This window comes from Micromonospora sp. NPDC047793, assembly GCF_040642635.1.
Taxonomy (GTDB): domain Bacteria; phylum Actinomycetota; class Actinomycetes; order Mycobacteriales; family Micromonosporaceae; genus Micromonospora.
This window is the reverse complement of record NZ_JBEYSG010000015.1, coordinates 63,916-79,675: the sequence shown is the minus strand read 5'-3', so window position 1 is coordinate 79,675 and position 15,760 is coordinate 63,916. Positions and strand designations below refer to the sequence as shown.

General features: G+C 72.5%; 14 protein-coding genes. 5 read left to right on the top strand and 9 right to left on the bottom strand.

What is annotated here, in order from left to right; all coding sequences use genetic code 11:
- Positions 1-29 precede the first annotated feature (29 nt).
- The 3 genes from ABZ738_RS24825 to ABZ738_RS24815 form a co-directional block, all read right to left on the bottom strand.
- Complete coding sequence (locus ABZ738_RS24825) at positions 30-1,355, bottom strand: cellulose binding domain-containing protein (protein ID WP_357216843.1); 1,326 nt, start codon at positions 1,353-1,355, stop codon at positions 30-32.
- Positions 1,356-1,618: 263 nt separating this feature from the next.
- Positions 1,619-2,233, bottom strand: coding sequence for a TetR/AcrR family transcriptional regulator (locus ABZ738_RS24820; RefSeq protein ID WP_357216840.1), 615 nt, complete (start codon positions 2,231-2,233; stop codon positions 1,619-1,621).
- A gap of 15 nt (positions 2,234-2,248) precedes the next feature.
- On the bottom strand, positions 2,249-3,337 hold the full coding sequence (locus ABZ738_RS24815) for an aldo/keto reductase (protein WP_131054964.1): 1,089 nt from the start codon (positions 3,335-3,337) through the stop codon (positions 2,249-2,251).
- 261 nt (positions 3,338-3,598) lie between these two features.
- On the opposite strand from ABZ738_RS24815, the gene ABZ738_RS24810 reads away from it, so the two are divergent.
- Positions 3,599-4,813, top strand: coding sequence for a S8 family peptidase (locus ABZ738_RS24810; protein ID WP_357216836.1), 1,215 nt, complete (start codon positions 3,599-3,601; stop codon positions 4,811-4,813).
- Positions 4,814-4,921: 108 nt separating this feature from the next.
- Here the strand turns inward: ABZ738_RS24810 and ABZ738_RS24805 are convergent, their stop codons facing one another.
- Both ABZ738_RS24805 and ABZ738_RS24800 read right to left on the bottom strand, forming a co-directional pair.
- Positions 4,922-5,836, bottom strand: coding sequence for a hypothetical protein (locus ABZ738_RS24805; protein WP_357216833.1), 915 nt, complete (start codon positions 5,834-5,836; stop codon positions 4,922-4,924).
- Positions 5,823-7,850: a hypothetical protein gene (locus tag ABZ738_RS24800; protein WP_357216830.1), complete on the bottom strand. Its 2,028-nt coding sequence runs from the start codon at positions 7,848-7,850 to the stop codon at positions 5,823-5,825. The genes ABZ738_RS24805 and ABZ738_RS24800 overlap by 14 nt, the downstream gene beginning before the upstream one ends.
- Before the next feature lie 177 nt (positions 7,851-8,027).
- On the opposite strand from ABZ738_RS24800, the gene ABZ738_RS24795 reads away from it, so the two are divergent.
- The 3 genes from ABZ738_RS24795 to ABZ738_RS24785 all read left to right on the top strand — a co-directional run bounded on the left by ABZ738_RS24795 (position 8,028) and on the right by ABZ738_RS24785 (position 11,629).
- A complete protein-coding gene (locus ABZ738_RS24795) occupies positions 8,028-8,759 on the top strand; it encodes a hypothetical protein (RefSeq protein ID WP_357216827.1) in 732 nt (243 codons plus the stop codon).
- 127 nt (positions 8,760-8,886) lie between these two features.
- A complete protein-coding gene (locus ABZ738_RS24790) occupies positions 8,887-11,022 on the top strand; it encodes a sensor histidine kinase (protein WP_357216824.1) in 2,136 nt (711 codons plus the stop codon).
- Positions 10,994-11,629 (top strand): response regulator transcription factor, encoded by a 636-nt coding sequence (locus tag ABZ738_RS24785; protein WP_176094472.1) that lies wholly within the window; start codon positions 10,994-10,996, stop codon positions 11,627-11,629. The genes ABZ738_RS24790 and ABZ738_RS24785 overlap by 29 nt, the downstream gene beginning before the upstream one ends.
- Positions 11,630-11,656: 27 nt before the next feature.
- Here ABZ738_RS24785 and ABZ738_RS24780 read toward each other — a convergent pair whose 3' ends face one another.
- The 3 genes from ABZ738_RS24780 to ABZ738_RS24770 form a co-directional block, all read right to left on the bottom strand.
- On the bottom strand, positions 11,657-12,208 hold the full coding sequence (locus tag ABZ738_RS24780; protein WP_357216821.1) for an adenylate kinase: 552 nt from the start codon (positions 12,206-12,208) through the stop codon (positions 11,657-11,659).
- Between the two features lie 152 nt (positions 12,209-12,360).
- Positions 12,361-13,239 carry a hypothetical protein gene (locus ABZ738_RS24775; protein WP_131054548.1) on the bottom strand — a complete coding sequence of 293 codons (879 nt, stop codon included), beginning with the start codon at positions 13,237-13,239 and terminating at the stop codon, positions 12,361-12,363.
- A 148-nt stretch (positions 13,240-13,387) separates the two neighbouring features.
- Positions 13,388-14,587, bottom strand: coding sequence for an MFS transporter (locus ABZ738_RS24770; RefSeq protein ID WP_357216816.1), 1,200 nt, complete (start codon positions 14,585-14,587; stop codon positions 13,388-13,390).
- A gap of 58 nt (positions 14,588-14,645) precedes the next feature.
- On the opposite strand from ABZ738_RS24770, the gene ABZ738_RS24765 reads away from it, so the two are divergent.
- Positions 14,646-15,626 carry a winged helix-turn-helix domain-containing protein gene (locus tag ABZ738_RS24765; protein ID WP_131054550.1) on the top strand — a complete coding sequence of 327 codons (981 nt, stop codon included), beginning with the start codon at positions 14,646-14,648 and terminating at the stop codon, positions 15,624-15,626.
- Here the strand turns inward: ABZ738_RS24765 and ABZ738_RS24760 are convergent.
- Complete coding sequence (locus ABZ738_RS24760) at positions 15,613-15,750, bottom strand: hypothetical protein (RefSeq protein ID WP_161595005.1); 138 nt, start codon at positions 15,748-15,750, stop codon at positions 15,613-15,615. The genes ABZ738_RS24765 and ABZ738_RS24760 overlap by 14 nt on opposite strands.
- Between the last annotated feature and the right edge of the window lie 10 nt (positions 15,751-15,760).

The following is a 15,760-nucleotide window of genomic DNA, read 5'->3' as shown; positions in this document are numbered from 1 at the left end:
GGAGCCCGCCCGGCTCCGCCCCCGCGCGGTCAGGCGACGGTGCAGGTGGCGCCGTTCAGCGTGAACGCACCGGGTCGGGCCGTGTTGCCGGTGTGGTTGGCCTGGAATCCGATGCTGACCGACGCGTTGGGCGCGATGGTGCCGTTGTAGGAGACGTTCCTCGCGGTCACCTGCCCGGAGGTCGGCGAGTAGCTGGCGTTCCAGCCGCCGGTGATGGTCTGCCCGGAGGGCAGCGTGAAGACCAGCGACCACCCGTTCACCGCCGAGCTGCCGGTGTTGGTGATGGTGAGGTCCTCGGTCAGGCCGTTGTTCCAGGCGTTGACCGTGGCGGTGACGCGGCAGGACGCACCACCCGGGGGCGGGGTGGTCGGCGGTGTGGTGGTCGGCGGGGTCGTGGTGGGCGGGGTGGTGGTCGGCGGCGGGGTGGTGCCGCCGAACTGGGTGAAGAAGCGCCAGGTCTCGCCCGGCAGCCAGGTCCGCGAGCCACTGTCACCGGGAGCGCCGTCCTGCGGGGCGGCGATGTGTCCCTCGTCGAACGCCGCCCAGACGACCGGGTAGCCGGCCGCGCATCCGGAGTACGTGGTGGTCCGGTGGGTCAGGCTGCCCTGGCTCGGCTCCGGCGGGTTCTGCGCGGTGCACCCGTTGTTGCCGACGAACCGGTCGCGCAGGGAGCGGCCACCGGCGATGCCGAGGACGTTGTCCCGGATGCCGTGCGCCCCGAAGTAGGCGATCCGGCCGGTGCCACCGCTGCATCCGCTGATCTGGCCACCGGCGTACACGGCGACCGCGCGGAACACGTTCGGCCGGGCGCAGGCGACCGCGTAGCTCATCCCGCCGCCCCAGCTGAAGCCGAGGGCGAAGCGTTGGGTGGTCTCCACGCACAGGTCCGACTCGATCACGCGGAGCATGTCGTCGACGAAGGTGATGTCCTCGCCGCCGGAGTTGCCCCATCCGTTGTTCAGTCCCTGCGGCGCGACGAAGATGGTGCTGTTGTTCGACAGGGGCAGCAGCCCGTAGTAGGCCCAGGCGTCACGCTGCACGGTCTGGCCGGTGGCGACGTCGGTGGCGGTGCCGCCGCGCCAGTGGAAACCGAAGACCAGCCGGTACGGGTTGGTGTTCTGGTAGTTGTCGGGCACCCGCAGGATGAAGCTGCGGCTCTTGCCGTTGCTCTGGATGGTGTGCGTACCGCTGCGCAGGGTCGGGGTCTTGCCGCACCCGGCGGTCGCGGCGAGGGTGCCGATCTCGGCCGCGGCGGCGGTGCGGCCGAGGCTGTCGGTCACCGCCGTGGCGGCGGCGGCCACCAGGAGGAGGGCCGCGAGCAGCACAGGCCCGAAGAACGATCTACGCCTGGACATCGTGTTACTCCATTCCGCGTCGCGTGGACGCGCGGGCGGCGCGGGGGCGCCGTGGTGGTGGGTACGGCCGGGATGCCCATCAACCGGCCTGGTGCCGTGCGCTCGGCCGCGCCGATTCACGAACGCGGCCGAGCGTTGGCGCGTGCCCCTCACTCCCGTAGGGACGGTAACCTGTGAGCGATAACATAGCAAGGAGTCGATGGCAACCTGCGGAACCGCCCCGCCGGGTGCGGCCGGCCGGTGCGTCATGCCCACCAGTCGGATCAGCGGCCGGTGGTTGTCGGGGCCGAGGCGCGCAGACCGTCCAGGGCGAAGTCGAGCGCGGCCTCGAGATGGTCGATCCTGCCGGTGGAGAGCATCAGCAGCACGCCGCCCTGGATGCTGGCCAGCAGTGCCGACCCGACCCGGTCGGCGTCCAACCCGGCGGCGATCTGGCCGGTCGCCTGCATCTGCCGGACGCCGGCCGTGATCCGCGCCTGCCAGCGGGTCATCAGCCCGGCGACCACCGCCTGTGAGCCGGGGCCACGCCGACCGGTCGGCCCGAGCAGGGTACTGAGCGGACAGGACATGCCCTGGGCGCGGTAGCGCGCGACGAGCAGGTCACGCCACTCCTGCCAGGCCGGCCAGGTGGTCAGGTCGCTGAGCGCCGGCTCCTGGTCGGCGAGCACCTGGTCTGCCTCGTGCTGGGCGACGGCGAGCAGCAGTTCCTCCCGGCCGTCCGGGAAGTAGTGGAAGATCTGCCCCTTGCTGGTGCCGGTGCGCCCCATGACGTCGTCGAGGCGTACCTCGTTGACGCCACGCTCGCGCACCTCGGCGGCGGCACCGGCGACGATGCGGGCGCGGGTCTGCTCGCCCTTGCGGGTCAGCGCACGCGGCAACTCGTCCTCCCGAGGTCAGGCGGCTACCGGGCCATTGAACACCGGCGGCGCGTAGCCGGTCGGCTTGTCGCCGATGCCGAGGCCGGGACTGACGATCCAGGACTGGTACGCCGGGGTGAACATCGAGTACGGGGCGGCGAGCGGCCGGGCGCTGGCGGCGTCGAGCCGGTCGCGCAGTTCGCCGGGGATCTCGAAGTCGAGGGCCGCGAGGTTGCCGTCGAGTTGGTCGGCGCTGCTCGCGCCGACGACCACGGAACCCACGGCCGGTTGGGTGATCGCCCAGTTGAGGGCGACCTGCGCCATGGGCCGGTCCAGTTCACCGGCCACGTTCTGCAGGGTCTCCACCACGCGCCACTCGGCGTCGCCGACCGGCCGGGTTCCGTCGCCGAGGCGTCCCGCCCCGGACAGGCCGTCGCCGGTTCGGCGGTACTTGCCGGTCAGCAGGCCGCCGCCGAGCGGGCTCCACGCGGTCAGGCCCAGCCCCAGCGTCTGGGCCATCGGCACGAACTCGGGTTCGATGTCCCGCGCCACCAGCGAGTACGGCAGTTGCACGGTGACCATCGGGGTCATCGCGTGCGCCTCGGCGACGCTCTGCGCCCGGGCGGCGTACCAGGCGGGCACGTCGGAGAGACCGGCGTAGCGGATCTTGCCGGCGCGGACCAGGTCGTCGAAGGTCCGGACCACCTCCTCGACCGGGGTGATCCGGTCCCAGGTGTGCAGCAGGTACAGGTCGAGGTAGTCGGTGCCGAGCCGGCGCAACGACTCCTCCACGGCACGGATCATGTGCTTGCGGCCGTTGCCGCTGGCGTTGGGGTCGGTGGGGTCGACCGTGTTGGTGAACTTGCTGGTCAGCACCAGCCGGTCGCGGACCTTCGCGGAGTCGATCAGCCGGCCGAGGATCCGCTCGCTCTCCCCCGCCGTGTAGAAGTCCGCCGTGTCGATCAGGTTGCCGCCGGACTCCAGGTAGCGCCGGAAGATCGGCTCCGCCTGCGCCTCGGTGCGGCCGTACGCGGCGTGGAAGCCGCCGGTGCCGAAGTTCATCGTGCCCAGCGCCAGTCGACTCACCCGCAGCCCGGACCGGCCGAGCAGGTAGTAGTGATTCATGGCGTCACTGTGACGCGGCAAAATTGGACTGACAAGTCCAGAACTCCCGGCCCGCCCGGAGGGCCGCGACCCGCGCCGCACCGGGCAGTCGCGCGGCATCTCTCGGGCACCTCGGGTGGGGAGCCAAACCCCGTCTGTCACCCGCGACCCACCTCGGTACCAATCCGTAACATCCACAGACTTATATGTCGGCCCGCGCGCCGCTAGCCTCCTGACATCGAAGATCATCCACTACGGGTGGTCTGCTTCCAAGGAGGCTCCGTGTCACAAGCACGCCTACCTCGCCGGCGTCGTGCCGTACTCGCCGCCGGCATCACCGCGACCGCCGTCGTCACCAGCCTGCTCGCACTGCCGCAACCCGCGGTGGCTGCGGGCGGGCCGTACCGGGCCACCGCCGTACCGGTCACCACCCCGCAGGCCGCCGGAGACGTCGCGGTGATCCCCGGCGCGTACGTCGTCACGATGAAGCCCGGCGCCGACGCCACCGCGCCGGCCCGCGCGCTCAAGGCCGCCCCCTCCGCCTACTTCAGCCGGGCGGTGAACGGCTTCGCGGCCCGCCTCACCGCCGCGCAGGTCGCCGAGCTGGCGCACAACGCCAACGTGCTCAGCATCGAGCGGGACGTGCTCCAGTACGACGTGGTCGACGCCACCCAGACCAACCCGCCGGCCTGGGGCATCGACCGGATCGACCAGACCACTCTGCCGCTGTCGCGCAGCTACACCTACAACTCGACCGGCACCGGCGTGCACGCGTACGTGATCGACAGCGGCATCCAGGCCAACCACCCGGACTTCGGCGGGCGCGCTCAGTTCGCCTACAACGCCATCGACACCAACAACACCGACTGCAACGGCCACGGCACGCACGTCGCCGGCACCATCGGCGGGACCAGCCACGGCGTCGCCAAGAACGTCCGGTTGTACGGCGTGAAGTGGCTGAACTGCTCCGGCGGCGGCACGCTGTCGGCCGCCATCGGTGCGGTGGACTGGGTCACCCGCAACGCCAACAAGCCGGCGGTGGCCAACGCCTCCTGGAACTACACCTACAGCGCCAGCCTGGCGACCGCGCTGACGAACATGATGAACAGCGGCGTGTTCCTCGCCGCCTCCGCCGGCAACACCGGTGGCAACTCGTGTGACCGGCTGCCGCGCAACCTGACCGCCGCGCTGGTGGTCGCCGCCACCACCAACACCGACGCGCGGGCCAGTTACTCCTCCGTCGGCTCCTGCGTGGACATCTACGCCCCCGGCTCGGGCATCGTGTCGACGTACCCCACCTCGACGACCGCCTCGCTGAACGGCACCTCGATGGCGACGCCGCACGCCGCCGGGGTGGCCGCCCTCTGGAAGGCGACCAACGGCGACGCGAGCCAGGCGACGGTGCACAACTGGATCGTGGCCAACGGCACCAGCGGCGTGGTCACCGGCAGCCTCTCCGGCACCCCGAACCTCCTGCTGAACAAGAAGAACCTGTAACCGGAGACCGGGTGTCCCCGCCGCTCCCCCGGCAGGGACACCCGGCCTCTCCGCACCCGCGCGCTCGGACTCGACGGCCCGCCGCTGTCGGGCCGGGCCCCCGCCCGACTAGCGGATCTCGGTCACGTGGGCGCAGGCGAACGGCAGCGACACCGAGACAGCCCCACCCCGGCTCTCGTCGGCCAGGCCGGCGATCTCGACGGTGCCGGCGGGCCGGTCGGCCGTCCCGTCGCGTACCGTCACCTCGGCCCGGAACGAGTCACCGGCGACGAGTTGACTCAGCCCGGCCGGGCGGCGGTTCGGTTCGGCGTACACGGCCGACATACTGGTCAGATAGCGCCCGGAGTGGCGCAGCAGGACCAGGGTGAGCGCGGAGGTGTCGTCGTCCACCTGATACCGGTCGCCGGACCGGGTCAGCACGAACTGGCCCTGACCGCCCACCTTCGCCTCGGTGTCGAAATAGAGGCTCACGGTCAGCGCGCCGTCGGCCTTGGAGCGGTAGCACCGGGTCGTCGCCACCCAGCCCGGTGACGCCCCCGGCAGCCCCCGACCCTCGATGCCGATCTCCCCCCGGGTCACCTCGGCCACGGTGGCCGTGCAGGCCGGATCGCCCTCCAGGCCGGCGAAGATCAGCCGGTCACCCCGGCGCAGCAGGTCGCCCGCGACCCCGCCGAAGCCGGCCAGCAGGGCCACCTCGGCGCTGCCCAGGGTGCCGAAGGTGAGCCGGTCGACCCGGTGCCACTGACCGGCCGCGAGCATCGCGGACAGGTCCCGGCACCGACGCCCGCTGGCGAGCGTGATCCGGGTGTCGGCGGACTCGACCGGCACCACGTCGGTGGCGAGGTACAGCCCGGGGAAGGCGGCCGGTGTCGCGCCGTCGTCGATCGCACCGACGCCACCACCCGGCCGCCCCTCGGGGGCGGTGTCCGGGGTGGACCCGCCGCCGGTGCAGGCGGTCAGCGCCAGCACCACGGCCGCGCCGAACGTCACCGCACCGGTGCGCCACCGGTCACGTCTCGTCATGGAAGTACCTCACCTTGGGGCATCGTGGGTCGGTGGTCACCCGGACCACCGGCCAGGAGAGCCTGCTGAACGGGAACGAACTGCCGGCGAGCAGGATCTCGACGTCGCCGACCGGCCGGCCGACCCGGTAGTCCGCGAGTATCTCGGCCCGGGTGTTCAGGAACGGATAGAACCGCAGGACGCCGTCGAGGAACTGGTTGCCGCCCTCACCCTTCATGATGAAGAACGGTTCCGGACCACCCTGGTTGTTGGGCGTGACGCTGATCCTGTTGGCCTTGCCGGCGAAGCCCTTCGGGACGTGCACCCCGGTCGCCGCGCCGGCCATCTGCAACAGTTGGCCGCTCTGCGCGCCGCTGTAGCCGGCGGTGCCGGTGAACGGTCCGGCGAGCCCGGCGCAGCTCACCAGGTCGACGTAGACCTTGGGCAGCTTCGCGAGGATCAGGTTGACCTCGCCCGCGCCCTGGGCCAGCACGATGTCGGACCCGTGGTAGGTGACCTCGATGGTGATCTGCTGTGCCGGCAGGCCCGCCTTGACCAGGACGTCCCGGAGCAGGTCGAAGTTCTTGCCCACGCCGAAGCCGACCGGGTTGCTGAGCAGTCCGTAGACGTCGCCCAGCTCGAACGGGAGGCTCTCCTTGTCCAGCGAGGCGATGTAGGTGGCCTGGCCGGTCAGCTTCTCGCCCTCGCCGCTCGGATCCTCGACCGGCGGCTTGAGTTCCAGAGTGGCCACGCCGTCGGCGCCGGTCTTGGCGCCCCGTTGTGACTTCACACTGTCCGCCGAGACCGCCTTCAGCAGTTGGGTGCCGCCCTCCTGGATGGTGCCGACCTGCGGTTGGATAGTGCTGAACCGGACGGTGAAGTCCTTCAGCGGTCCGCTCCTGGGCACGGTGACCCCGGCCAACGCGTAACAGTCGATCTTTTCGAGCGCCGTCTCCAGGTCGAAGGTCGCGGTCGCGGTCAGCAGGACGTGTTCGGCCCGGCTGCCCGCCGTGTGCTTGAAGTGCGTGCTGGTCTTGTCGGCGCTCAGCGAGAGCCGGGCGCCCAGCAGCAACAGGATCGCGCTCGCCGCCGCCGCGGACTTGCCCCACACCTCGTCCGCCTTGCCCACCCGGTTCTGTGCCTCGTCGGAGAGATTCTTGACCAGGTTGTCCTTCAGGTAGCCCTTGGCCGAGTCGACGATCCCCTTGGCCACCGGGTCCTGCGGCGCCCCGAACCGTCGGGTGAGCGCCTTGCACGGCCCGTCCGAGGCGTACGCGACCCCGCCGCCGACCAACCGGTCGAACGCGCCGAGCCGGGCCGCCGCCCGGGGCTGGGCATCGTCGACCACCTCGACCAGACGGCTGGTGGCGTGCCCGAGCAGCAGGACCGTCTGCAACGGGTCCAGATACGCCGTGTCCGGGTCGGCCCCGGCGAACAGCACCTGCTGCCGGTGCCCCGACAGGGCCCGTACGCCGGCTGCCGCGGTGACGAAGATCGGATGGTGGTCCGGTTCCCGGGCCCAGCCGGCGACGGCGGTGGTGACCTCTGCGAAGGTCATCTTCTTCCGGGTCAGCCCGACCGCGTCCAGCAGCTCGGCGAACTGGTCCACCGTGTACCGGTCCCCCGCCCGGGTGGCGGCGGCCAGCAGCGGCAGCAGCTCGGCGTAGACCGGTGCGTCGTGCAGCGCCACCTGGTCGGGCATCGCCACCACCGGCCCGCGTACCGACACGATCGGGTGGCCGGCGCGGCGCAGCAGTTCGGCGGTGGCCGCCGCCGACCGGGTCGGGTCTGCGGCATGGATCTCGGTGACCAGACGTTCGGCCGCCTCCACCGGATCGGCCGGCAACGTGGCGGCGACCGCTTCGAGGGCGGGACGGTCGACCCCGCCCGACGGCGGTGGATCGTCACGGTCGGCGGTGCAGGCGGAGGCGACGAGCGCCAGACAGAGCAGCGCGATCACCGGTGGTCGCCACCGGAGGCGGGTGACGCCGCGTGGCGCGGGGACACCTCGTGCCCGGCAGGAGGTGCGTGTCATCGGTGTGGGTCCTTTCCCTGCTGGGCGGTGGGGCACCGGGCAGTGCCACCCCCGGCATCAGACCGGCAGGCCGATCCCGGTCACCAGGGACCGATGTCCCGGCCGGTCGGGAACCTCACGCGCCGGTGGGCCGCGACGCCCCATGCGGACCGGGTCGGCCCGGCGGCAGGGTGCGAGGTGACGCACCCTGCGCCCGAGAAGGAGACCACCATGTATCCCGCCACCACGTCGGAGAACCCGCCGAGCGATCCCCCGCCGGCACCCGTACGCCCGCCGCGTCTCTGGGCCCTGACCGGTGCTCTCGGTGGCCTGGTCGGCCTGGTCGGCATCCTCACCACCGCGAGCCTGACCGCCCCCGCCGAGCAGTACCGCGCCGACAACGCCGGCTACGTCGCCGCCCTGGCCGACCGCGCCGGGTACGTGTGGGCCCACCAGGTGGTGACCGTGGTCGCCATCGTCTGCCTGGCGGTCTTCGCGGCCGGGCTGCGGCGCTACCTGGGGGCGCAGGAACCGGCCGGCAGCCTGGTCCCGACGCTCGCCGCCGGTGGGGTCGGCCTGGTGCTGGTCGGGCTGTTGATCGGCGGCGGGATCTCCACCGAGCTGTTCTTCTCGCTGAACGCGGCGGCGGAGTACGACCCGGACGTGATCGCGCCGCAGCTCACCATCTACGCCACCATGGCCTGGCTCTGGGGCGGGATCGGGTTGACCGCCGCCGCGGTCGCGGTCGGCGGGTTCCGGCACGGCTCGGTGAGCCGCTGGTTCGCGGTCTTCAGCGCGGTGATCGCCGTGCTGGTCGCGGCCACCCAGCTCGCGCCGGTGCAGTACATCTCGCTGGTCCCCGGCGGGATCTGGTTGGTCGTCGCCGGGGTGGCGTTGGCGATGCGCCCACGTCCGGGCGGGCGTCCCTGACCGTGCGGGGGTCCTGGTACGGCACCGGCGGGGCCACGCGCGGGCACGAGCCCACCGAGGCGACGGCGGTGCCGGGCCGGTCGCCCGATCCGCCGACCCGCCCGCACGGTCTAGTCTCGGCGACGCCATGACCACCGAGAACACCGCCGTCGCGCCGGTCACGGACGCCGCCCGGACGCGAGCCGTACGCGGACCGCGCCCGGCCTGGTCGCGCCGCGCCGCATGGGCGCTGTGCGGGGCGTCGCTGCAACTGGCCGCCGTCGCGGTGGGTCTGGCGGTGCTCAACGGCGGCTCGGTGGGCGACATGTCACACCTGCTGCTGGTGACCTCGTGCGCGATCGTCGGCGCGGCGATCGCCGCCCACCGTCCGGACAACCCGATCGGTTGGCTGGCCCTGACCAGCGGGTTCTGCTTCTCGCTCCAGGAGGCGTGCGGCCAGTACGCCGCGTACGGGCTGGTGGTGGCACCCGGTCGGGTGCCGTTCGCCGAGGTGCTGGCCTGGCCGCAGAACTGGCTCTGGGTGCCCGGCAACGCGGCCGTGGCGCTGATCCCGGTGTTCTTCCCCGACGGCCGGTTGCTGTCGCCCCGATGGCGGCCGGCGGTCTGGGTGGTGGTGCTCCTCGGCGTCGCCGCCATGGTCGCCGGGGCGCTGCGACCCGGCGCCAACGAACAGGTCAGCCCGGTCGGCGCGGTCAACCCGCTCGGCGTACCGGGTTGGCAACCCGTCGCCGACTCGACCGCTGCCGTGGCCACCCTGGCCAGCGCGATCATCTACGTGGCCGCCGGCTGCGCCGTGGTGTGGCAGGCCCGCCAGGCCCAGGGCGTCCGCCGACAGCAGGTCAAGTGGCTCGGGTACGCGGTCGCGCTCGCGGTCGGTGTGGTGGTCGCCCGACTCGTCGCCGGCCTGACCGACGCGCACCCGACCATCTGGCCGCACGGCAACCTGCTCTGGGACCTGGCCGGTGGTCTCAGCGGCGCGCTGATCATGGTGGCCATCGGCATCGCCGTCCTGCGACACCGGCTCTTCGACATCGACCTGCTGATCAGCAGGACCGCCGTGTTCGTCGCCCTGTCGGTGGCGGTCGGCGGCGCGTACGTGCTGGTCGTCGGTCTGCTCGGGGCCGGCTTCGACGCCTCCGCGAGCCTGCCGGTCTCGTTCGTCGCGGCGGCCGTGGCGGCGCTGATCCTGGCGCCGCTGCGCGGCTGGCTGCAACGCCGCGTCAACCTTCTCGTGTACGGCGAACGCGACGACCCGTACGCGGTGCTGGCCCGGCTGGGGCAGCGGCTGGACCAGACCCAGGACGCCGCCGCCGTCCTCGCCACCAGCACGGCGACGGTCCGCGAGGCGCTCCAGCTCTCCTACGTGGAGATCGAGACGGTCGACGGCCGGTCGTACCGGCTGGGTGTCCCGCCACCGGACCCGGTGCGGCTTCCGCTGGCCGCCCACGACACCGTCGGTCACCTGCTGCTCGGCCCCCGGATCGGGGAGACCACGCTCGGTGCCTGGGAACTGCGGCTGCTGCGCGACCTGGCCCGGCACATCGGGGTGGCGGTGCAGGCGGTCGGTGCCCTGGACCGGGCCCAGTCGCTCGCCGCCGACCTGCAACGCTCCCGCGAGCAGTTGGTGCTGGCACGCGAGGAGGAACGGCGGCGGCTGCGTCGCGACCTGCACGACGGCCTCGGGCCGACGCTGGCCGGGTTGACCATGCGCGCCGAGGCGGCCCAGGAACTCGGACCGGGTCCGCCGACCCAGCGGCTGCTGGAGGAGATCGTGGTGGACGCCCAGACCGCCGTCGCCGACGTCCGGCGGCTGGTCAACGGTCTGCGACCACCGGCGCTGGACACCATGGACGTGATCGGGGCACTGCGGTCGCACATCGCCGGCTGGCCGGACGACGGGCCCCGGGTGGTCTTCGACGCCCCACCGGTGCTGCCGGAGCTCTCCGCGGCGGCCGAGGTGGCCGCCTACCGCATCGCCATGGAGGCCCTCACCAACGCCCGGCGGCACGCCCGCGCCACCCAGGTGCGGGTGCGGCTGCGGGTCTCCGGCGGGCGGCTGTGTCTGGAGATCCGCGACGACGGCCGGGGCCGCCGACCCGACCGGCCGGACGGCGTGGGCATGCACACGATGCGGGAACGGGCCGAGGAACTCGGCGGCTCCTGCGTCGTCACCTCGACACCGGGCGCCGGCACGCTGGTGACCGCCACCCTGCTCACCGGTATGAAGGAGACCGATGGACCAGATCCGGACCCTGCTGGTTGACGACCACGCGCCGTTCCGGGCCGGCTTGCGCGCGCTGCTCGCCACCAGCCCCGACATCGAGGTGTGCGGCGAGGCGGCCAGCGGCGAGGAGGCGCTGGCCGTACTCGCCCGGCTGCAACCCGACGTGGTGCTGCTCGACCTGACCATGCCGGGGATGGGCGGCATCGCGGCCACCGAGCGGATGGTCCGGATGAGCCCGCACGTGCGGGTGCTGATCCTGTCCATGGCCGACGACGACGACTCGGTCTTCGCCGCGCTGCGCGCGGGTGCCCGGGGGTACGTGCTCAAGGGCGCCCGCCGACTGGAGATCATCCGGTCGGTGCGGGTGGTCGCCGACGGCGAGGCGATCTTCGGACCGGCCATCGCCACCCGGCTGATGGGCTACTTCGCCGGGCTGGACCGGGCCGAACCGGCGTTCCCCGAACTCACCGCACGCGAGCGGGAGATCCTCACGCTCATCGCCGCGCACCTGACCAATCCGCAGATCGCGACCCGGCTGGGGTTGAGCACGAAGACGGTCCGCAACCACGTCTCCAACATCTTCGCCAAACTCCAGGTCGCCGACCGCGCCCAGGCCATCAGCGTGGCCCGCCGCCAGGGCCTCTGAGCCGGGGCGGCGCGTTGGTGTGGCGGGTCAGCGGGACGGTGCGTCGGGCGGGCGGGACGGTAGGGCGGCGAGCCAGTGCTCCAGCGCCTGCGGGGTGTCGAACAGCAGCACCGGCGGCCCGGCCGGGTCACGCTGCCAGGCGCGCATCCGCGCGCGTTCGCGGGCGTACCCGGTGAGGTGCCAGACCAGGACGGACTCCGAGGAGAGCACGCTGCCCAGCGACTCGCGGTTGCCGTTGCAGATCTCCTCCCGGGTCCGCAGCCGGTCCAGGGTGCGGCGCAGCAGCCACCGGAAGGAGAGCCAACGCGGATAGTCCAGGCCGATCACCAGGTCGGCCCGGGCCAACGGTACGTCCCGCCAGCCGTGGTACGCCCCGTCCAGGATCCACCGCTCCTTGCGGCAGATCGCCTCGATCCGGCTGCGCTGCACCGCGACCGGCACCTCCACCCAGCCCGGTTCCCAGAGCAGGTCGTCGACCGGGTGCCAGGGCAGCCCGAGCCGGTGGGCCAAGTGCTGCGCGAGGGTGGACTTGCCGGAGCCGTGCACCCCGTACACCAGGATGCGAGTCGGGCTGTTCATCGCGCGGCAGCCTACCGAGTGATCTTCGCGCGGTCGACCGGGCCCAGATCGTGGTACGGATCCTCCCCTGGATGGTCACTTGGCACCACGATCCTGGTCGGCACGGGATCCGCCGGGCGGCCGGTGCACCCGGCCCGGCCGCCCGGTCGGACTCAACGCCGGTTGGCGAGGTCGCCGCAGTCCGACTCGTCGGGCAGCAGCGGCCGCAGGGTGACCCGCCACTGTTTGCCGTCGGAGGTCCACGGCGTCGCCATGTTGGCGCTCGCCGCCGCACCGAGCAGCGTGCGCACCTCGTCACCGGTGACCGTCACACAGCCCAACCCGAGGTCCTTGCTGAGGGCGGCACCGGGCAGTGCCGGCCCCGGCCAGGCCACCTCGGGCTGCTCGCCGGCCTCGCTGTCGGCGACCCACGGCTCGGCGACGGCCGCGACGGCGGTCGGCGCGTACGCGGTGGTGTCCTCCAGGGTGTCGCCGAGCGGGCCCGACGGGTCGGTCAGCGACTCGGCGAAGGCGCGCAGCTTGTCCCGGGCCGACTGCTGCTCGGCGCTCAGGCCGCTGTCGGTGCCGGTGGCCTCGCCGAGCGCGTAGACCTCGGACTCCTCGACGCCCTTGTCACCCAGGAGGGTGAACCGGGTCGAGGCGGCGTCCGCGACCGGCGGGGTCCCGAGGTCGGAGACTCCCCCGACGCCCGCCGCCCGGGCCTGCGCCACCAGCTTCTCGACCTCGTCGGCGCTGATCGTGCGGACCTGGAGGTTGGGCAGGGCCGGGCCGGGATACTGCAACGTCGTCGGCCCCTCGGTGATCACCCGCCCGTCGCCGTAGACGCTGATCGCGGGCAGGCGGGTGGCCAGCATGGCCGGCGTGACGAACCCGCCGACGTAGTCCATCCGGAACACCACGGAGTCCGCCGAGTAGGAGCGCTCGGGAGAACCGGCGTCGCCCGCGCCGCCGGCCCCCTGCTGGCCGCAGGCCGCCGAGGTCAGCAACAGCAGGGGAAGGACCGCCAGCCGCCCGCTTCGATGAATCTTCATGCCGATCGGACGTATCCGGAGCCCGATCGGTTTCTTCCGCCGTCATCTTTCGCGCGCGTCGGGCGTGGATGTAAGGAAGGGACCCCTTTACCTCACCAGACGTTAGTAGGGGTCCCTTCCTTACATCTCGTCCTCGGCTGTCAGCGCATCAGGCTTGGGCCGGTTCGGCGGTGATCGGCGACACCTCTGGCCGGGTGCGGCGCAGTCCTCGGGTGAGTAGCAGCGTCGTCGCCAGAGACAGGGCGGCCAGCACGGCCACCGCCCGATGGGTCGGCATCACGTCGGCGACCGCGCCGGCCAGCGCCGCGCAGACCGCCTGCCCGGTCAGCATGCCGTTCTGTTGCAGGCCGAGCACCTGGCCACGGGCCTGTGGCGGGGAGTGGGCAAGCAGCCGCTCCTGCAACGGCAGCGAGGCCGCGAAACCGACCGAGGCGACCATGGCGACGAGCACCGCGAGCGGCAGCTCCGGACGGACCAGGAAGGCGAGGTACGGCAACGGCAACAACAGTCGCAGCGACAGCACCCAACGCTGGCGCGTAGCCGGCCCGAGGAAGCGACCCACCAGGACGTCACCGGTGAGCATGCCGAGGGCGCCGGCGGCGAAGAGGAAACCGGCGCGGTCACCGGCGTACGGCAGGAACAGCGCCTCACAGCCGACGACCAGGCCGCTGGGCACCCACAGGTTGAGGTAGAGCGAGCGGCGTCCCGGATCGGCCCACAGTTCCCGGTTGATCCGCATGGTCCGGGCCGTCGAGGTCGACGCGTCCGCCCGGGCCGGTCGCTCCCGCAGCCCGAACCAGGTCACCGCCACCGCCACCGCCCGCAGCACGGTGGCGACCAGGAACACCTGGTACGGACTCAGCCAGACCAGCAGCACGCCACCCGCCCCGAAACCGGCGATCTGCATGACGCCGACGCTCACGTTCAGCGTGGACCGGCCGAGCACGTACGCGCCGGGCGGCAGGATGTCGTTGAGCAGCGCCCAGCGGGCGCCGCCGGTGACCGACCCGACGTACGCAACCGTCAGGATCAGGGCGAACCTGGCCCACAACGGCAGCCCCGGCAGCGCCTGGAGAGCCGCCCCGGCAAGCGCGACGAGCGCGGCGATGGTCAGCGCCCGGCGCGGCGGCAGGCTGTCCGCGGCGGAGAGCAGGGTCAGGCTGCCGAGCACGCTGGCCAGCGGCGCGCCGAACATGCTCAGCGCGGTGAGCAGGGCCGACCCGGTCGCGACGTAGGTGAGCGAGCCGAGAGCCAGCGCCGAGGTGGTGTGCGCGGCGATGCCGGCGCAGTTGGCCACGAAGAGGTTGCGGAACTCGTGGACGGCGAACAGCTCCGAGTAGGTTCTCACTCCGACGATCCTCGGCGCAGGTCGCCGCGCGCCCTACAGTTACGGCTGGAGGCGAAACATGTCCGTCTGGCAGGTACCGGTGGATCTGTTGGCGCACAGCCGCTTCGTCATCTCGCCGATGACCGACACCGTCGCCGCGTTGCGGGCGTTACACAGCCCACGTCGACCGTGGCAGCATGCCTGGCGCCGCCCGCACCTCGACGCGTACCAGCGGATGGTGGCGGCCCGGCCGCTGCTGCCGGCGTTGCTGGCGGCGGCGTTCCAGCCGCGCTGGACCGCCGACTTCCTCACCCTGGCACCCGCGACGGCGGCACCGACGTTCGCCGAGGAACTGGCGGTGGTCGCCGGGCGCGACGACGACCGGATCCGCGCCGACCTGCGGGCGGCCCGCCCGGGTCCACTCGCCGACCTGCTGTGCGGCGATGGCCTGGTCGACCAGGTGTTGGCCCTGCTCGACTGGGTGTGGACGCAGACCGTGCGACCGGAGTGGCCGGCGCGGGAACGCCGCCTGCGGGCCGACGTGGTGGCCCGTACCGCCCGGCTCAGCACCCAGGGCTGGGCGGGCGTACTCGCCGACTTCAAGCCCACCGTGCGGTGGCTCGGCGAGGGCAACCTCCAGGTCAACGACTACCCCGCACCGCCGTTGCCGCTCGACCGGGCCGAGCATCTGGTGTTCGTCCCGGCACACTGTGTGCGCGGCTGGGTGCTGTGGGACCGGCCGACCCTCTTCGGCATGGTCTATCCGGCCAGCGGCATCCTCGCCGACGACAGCCCACCGATGCCGGACGGGCTGGACCGGCTCATCGGCCCGAACCGCGCGGACATCCTCGTCCGGTTGACGAATCCGCTGAGTACGTCGCAACTGGCGGCGATCACCGGGCTGTCCCTGGGCGCGGTCGGTGACCATCTGCGGGTGCTCCGCGACGCCGGCATGGTGACCCGGCGGAGGTCGGGCCGGGAGGTGTTGTACTGGCACACCGCGCGCGGCGCCGCCCTGGCCGGGGTCGGCGCGTCGGCCGGACCGGTCATTCCACGGTGACCGTGTACGCGGCCGTGTGCACCTCGCCGTCGACCTGGAAGTCGAAGAACGCGCGGTAAACGGCCGGCGAGGTCAGCAACAGCAGAGGAAGGACCACCAGCCGCCCGCTTCGATGAATCTTCATGCCGATCGGA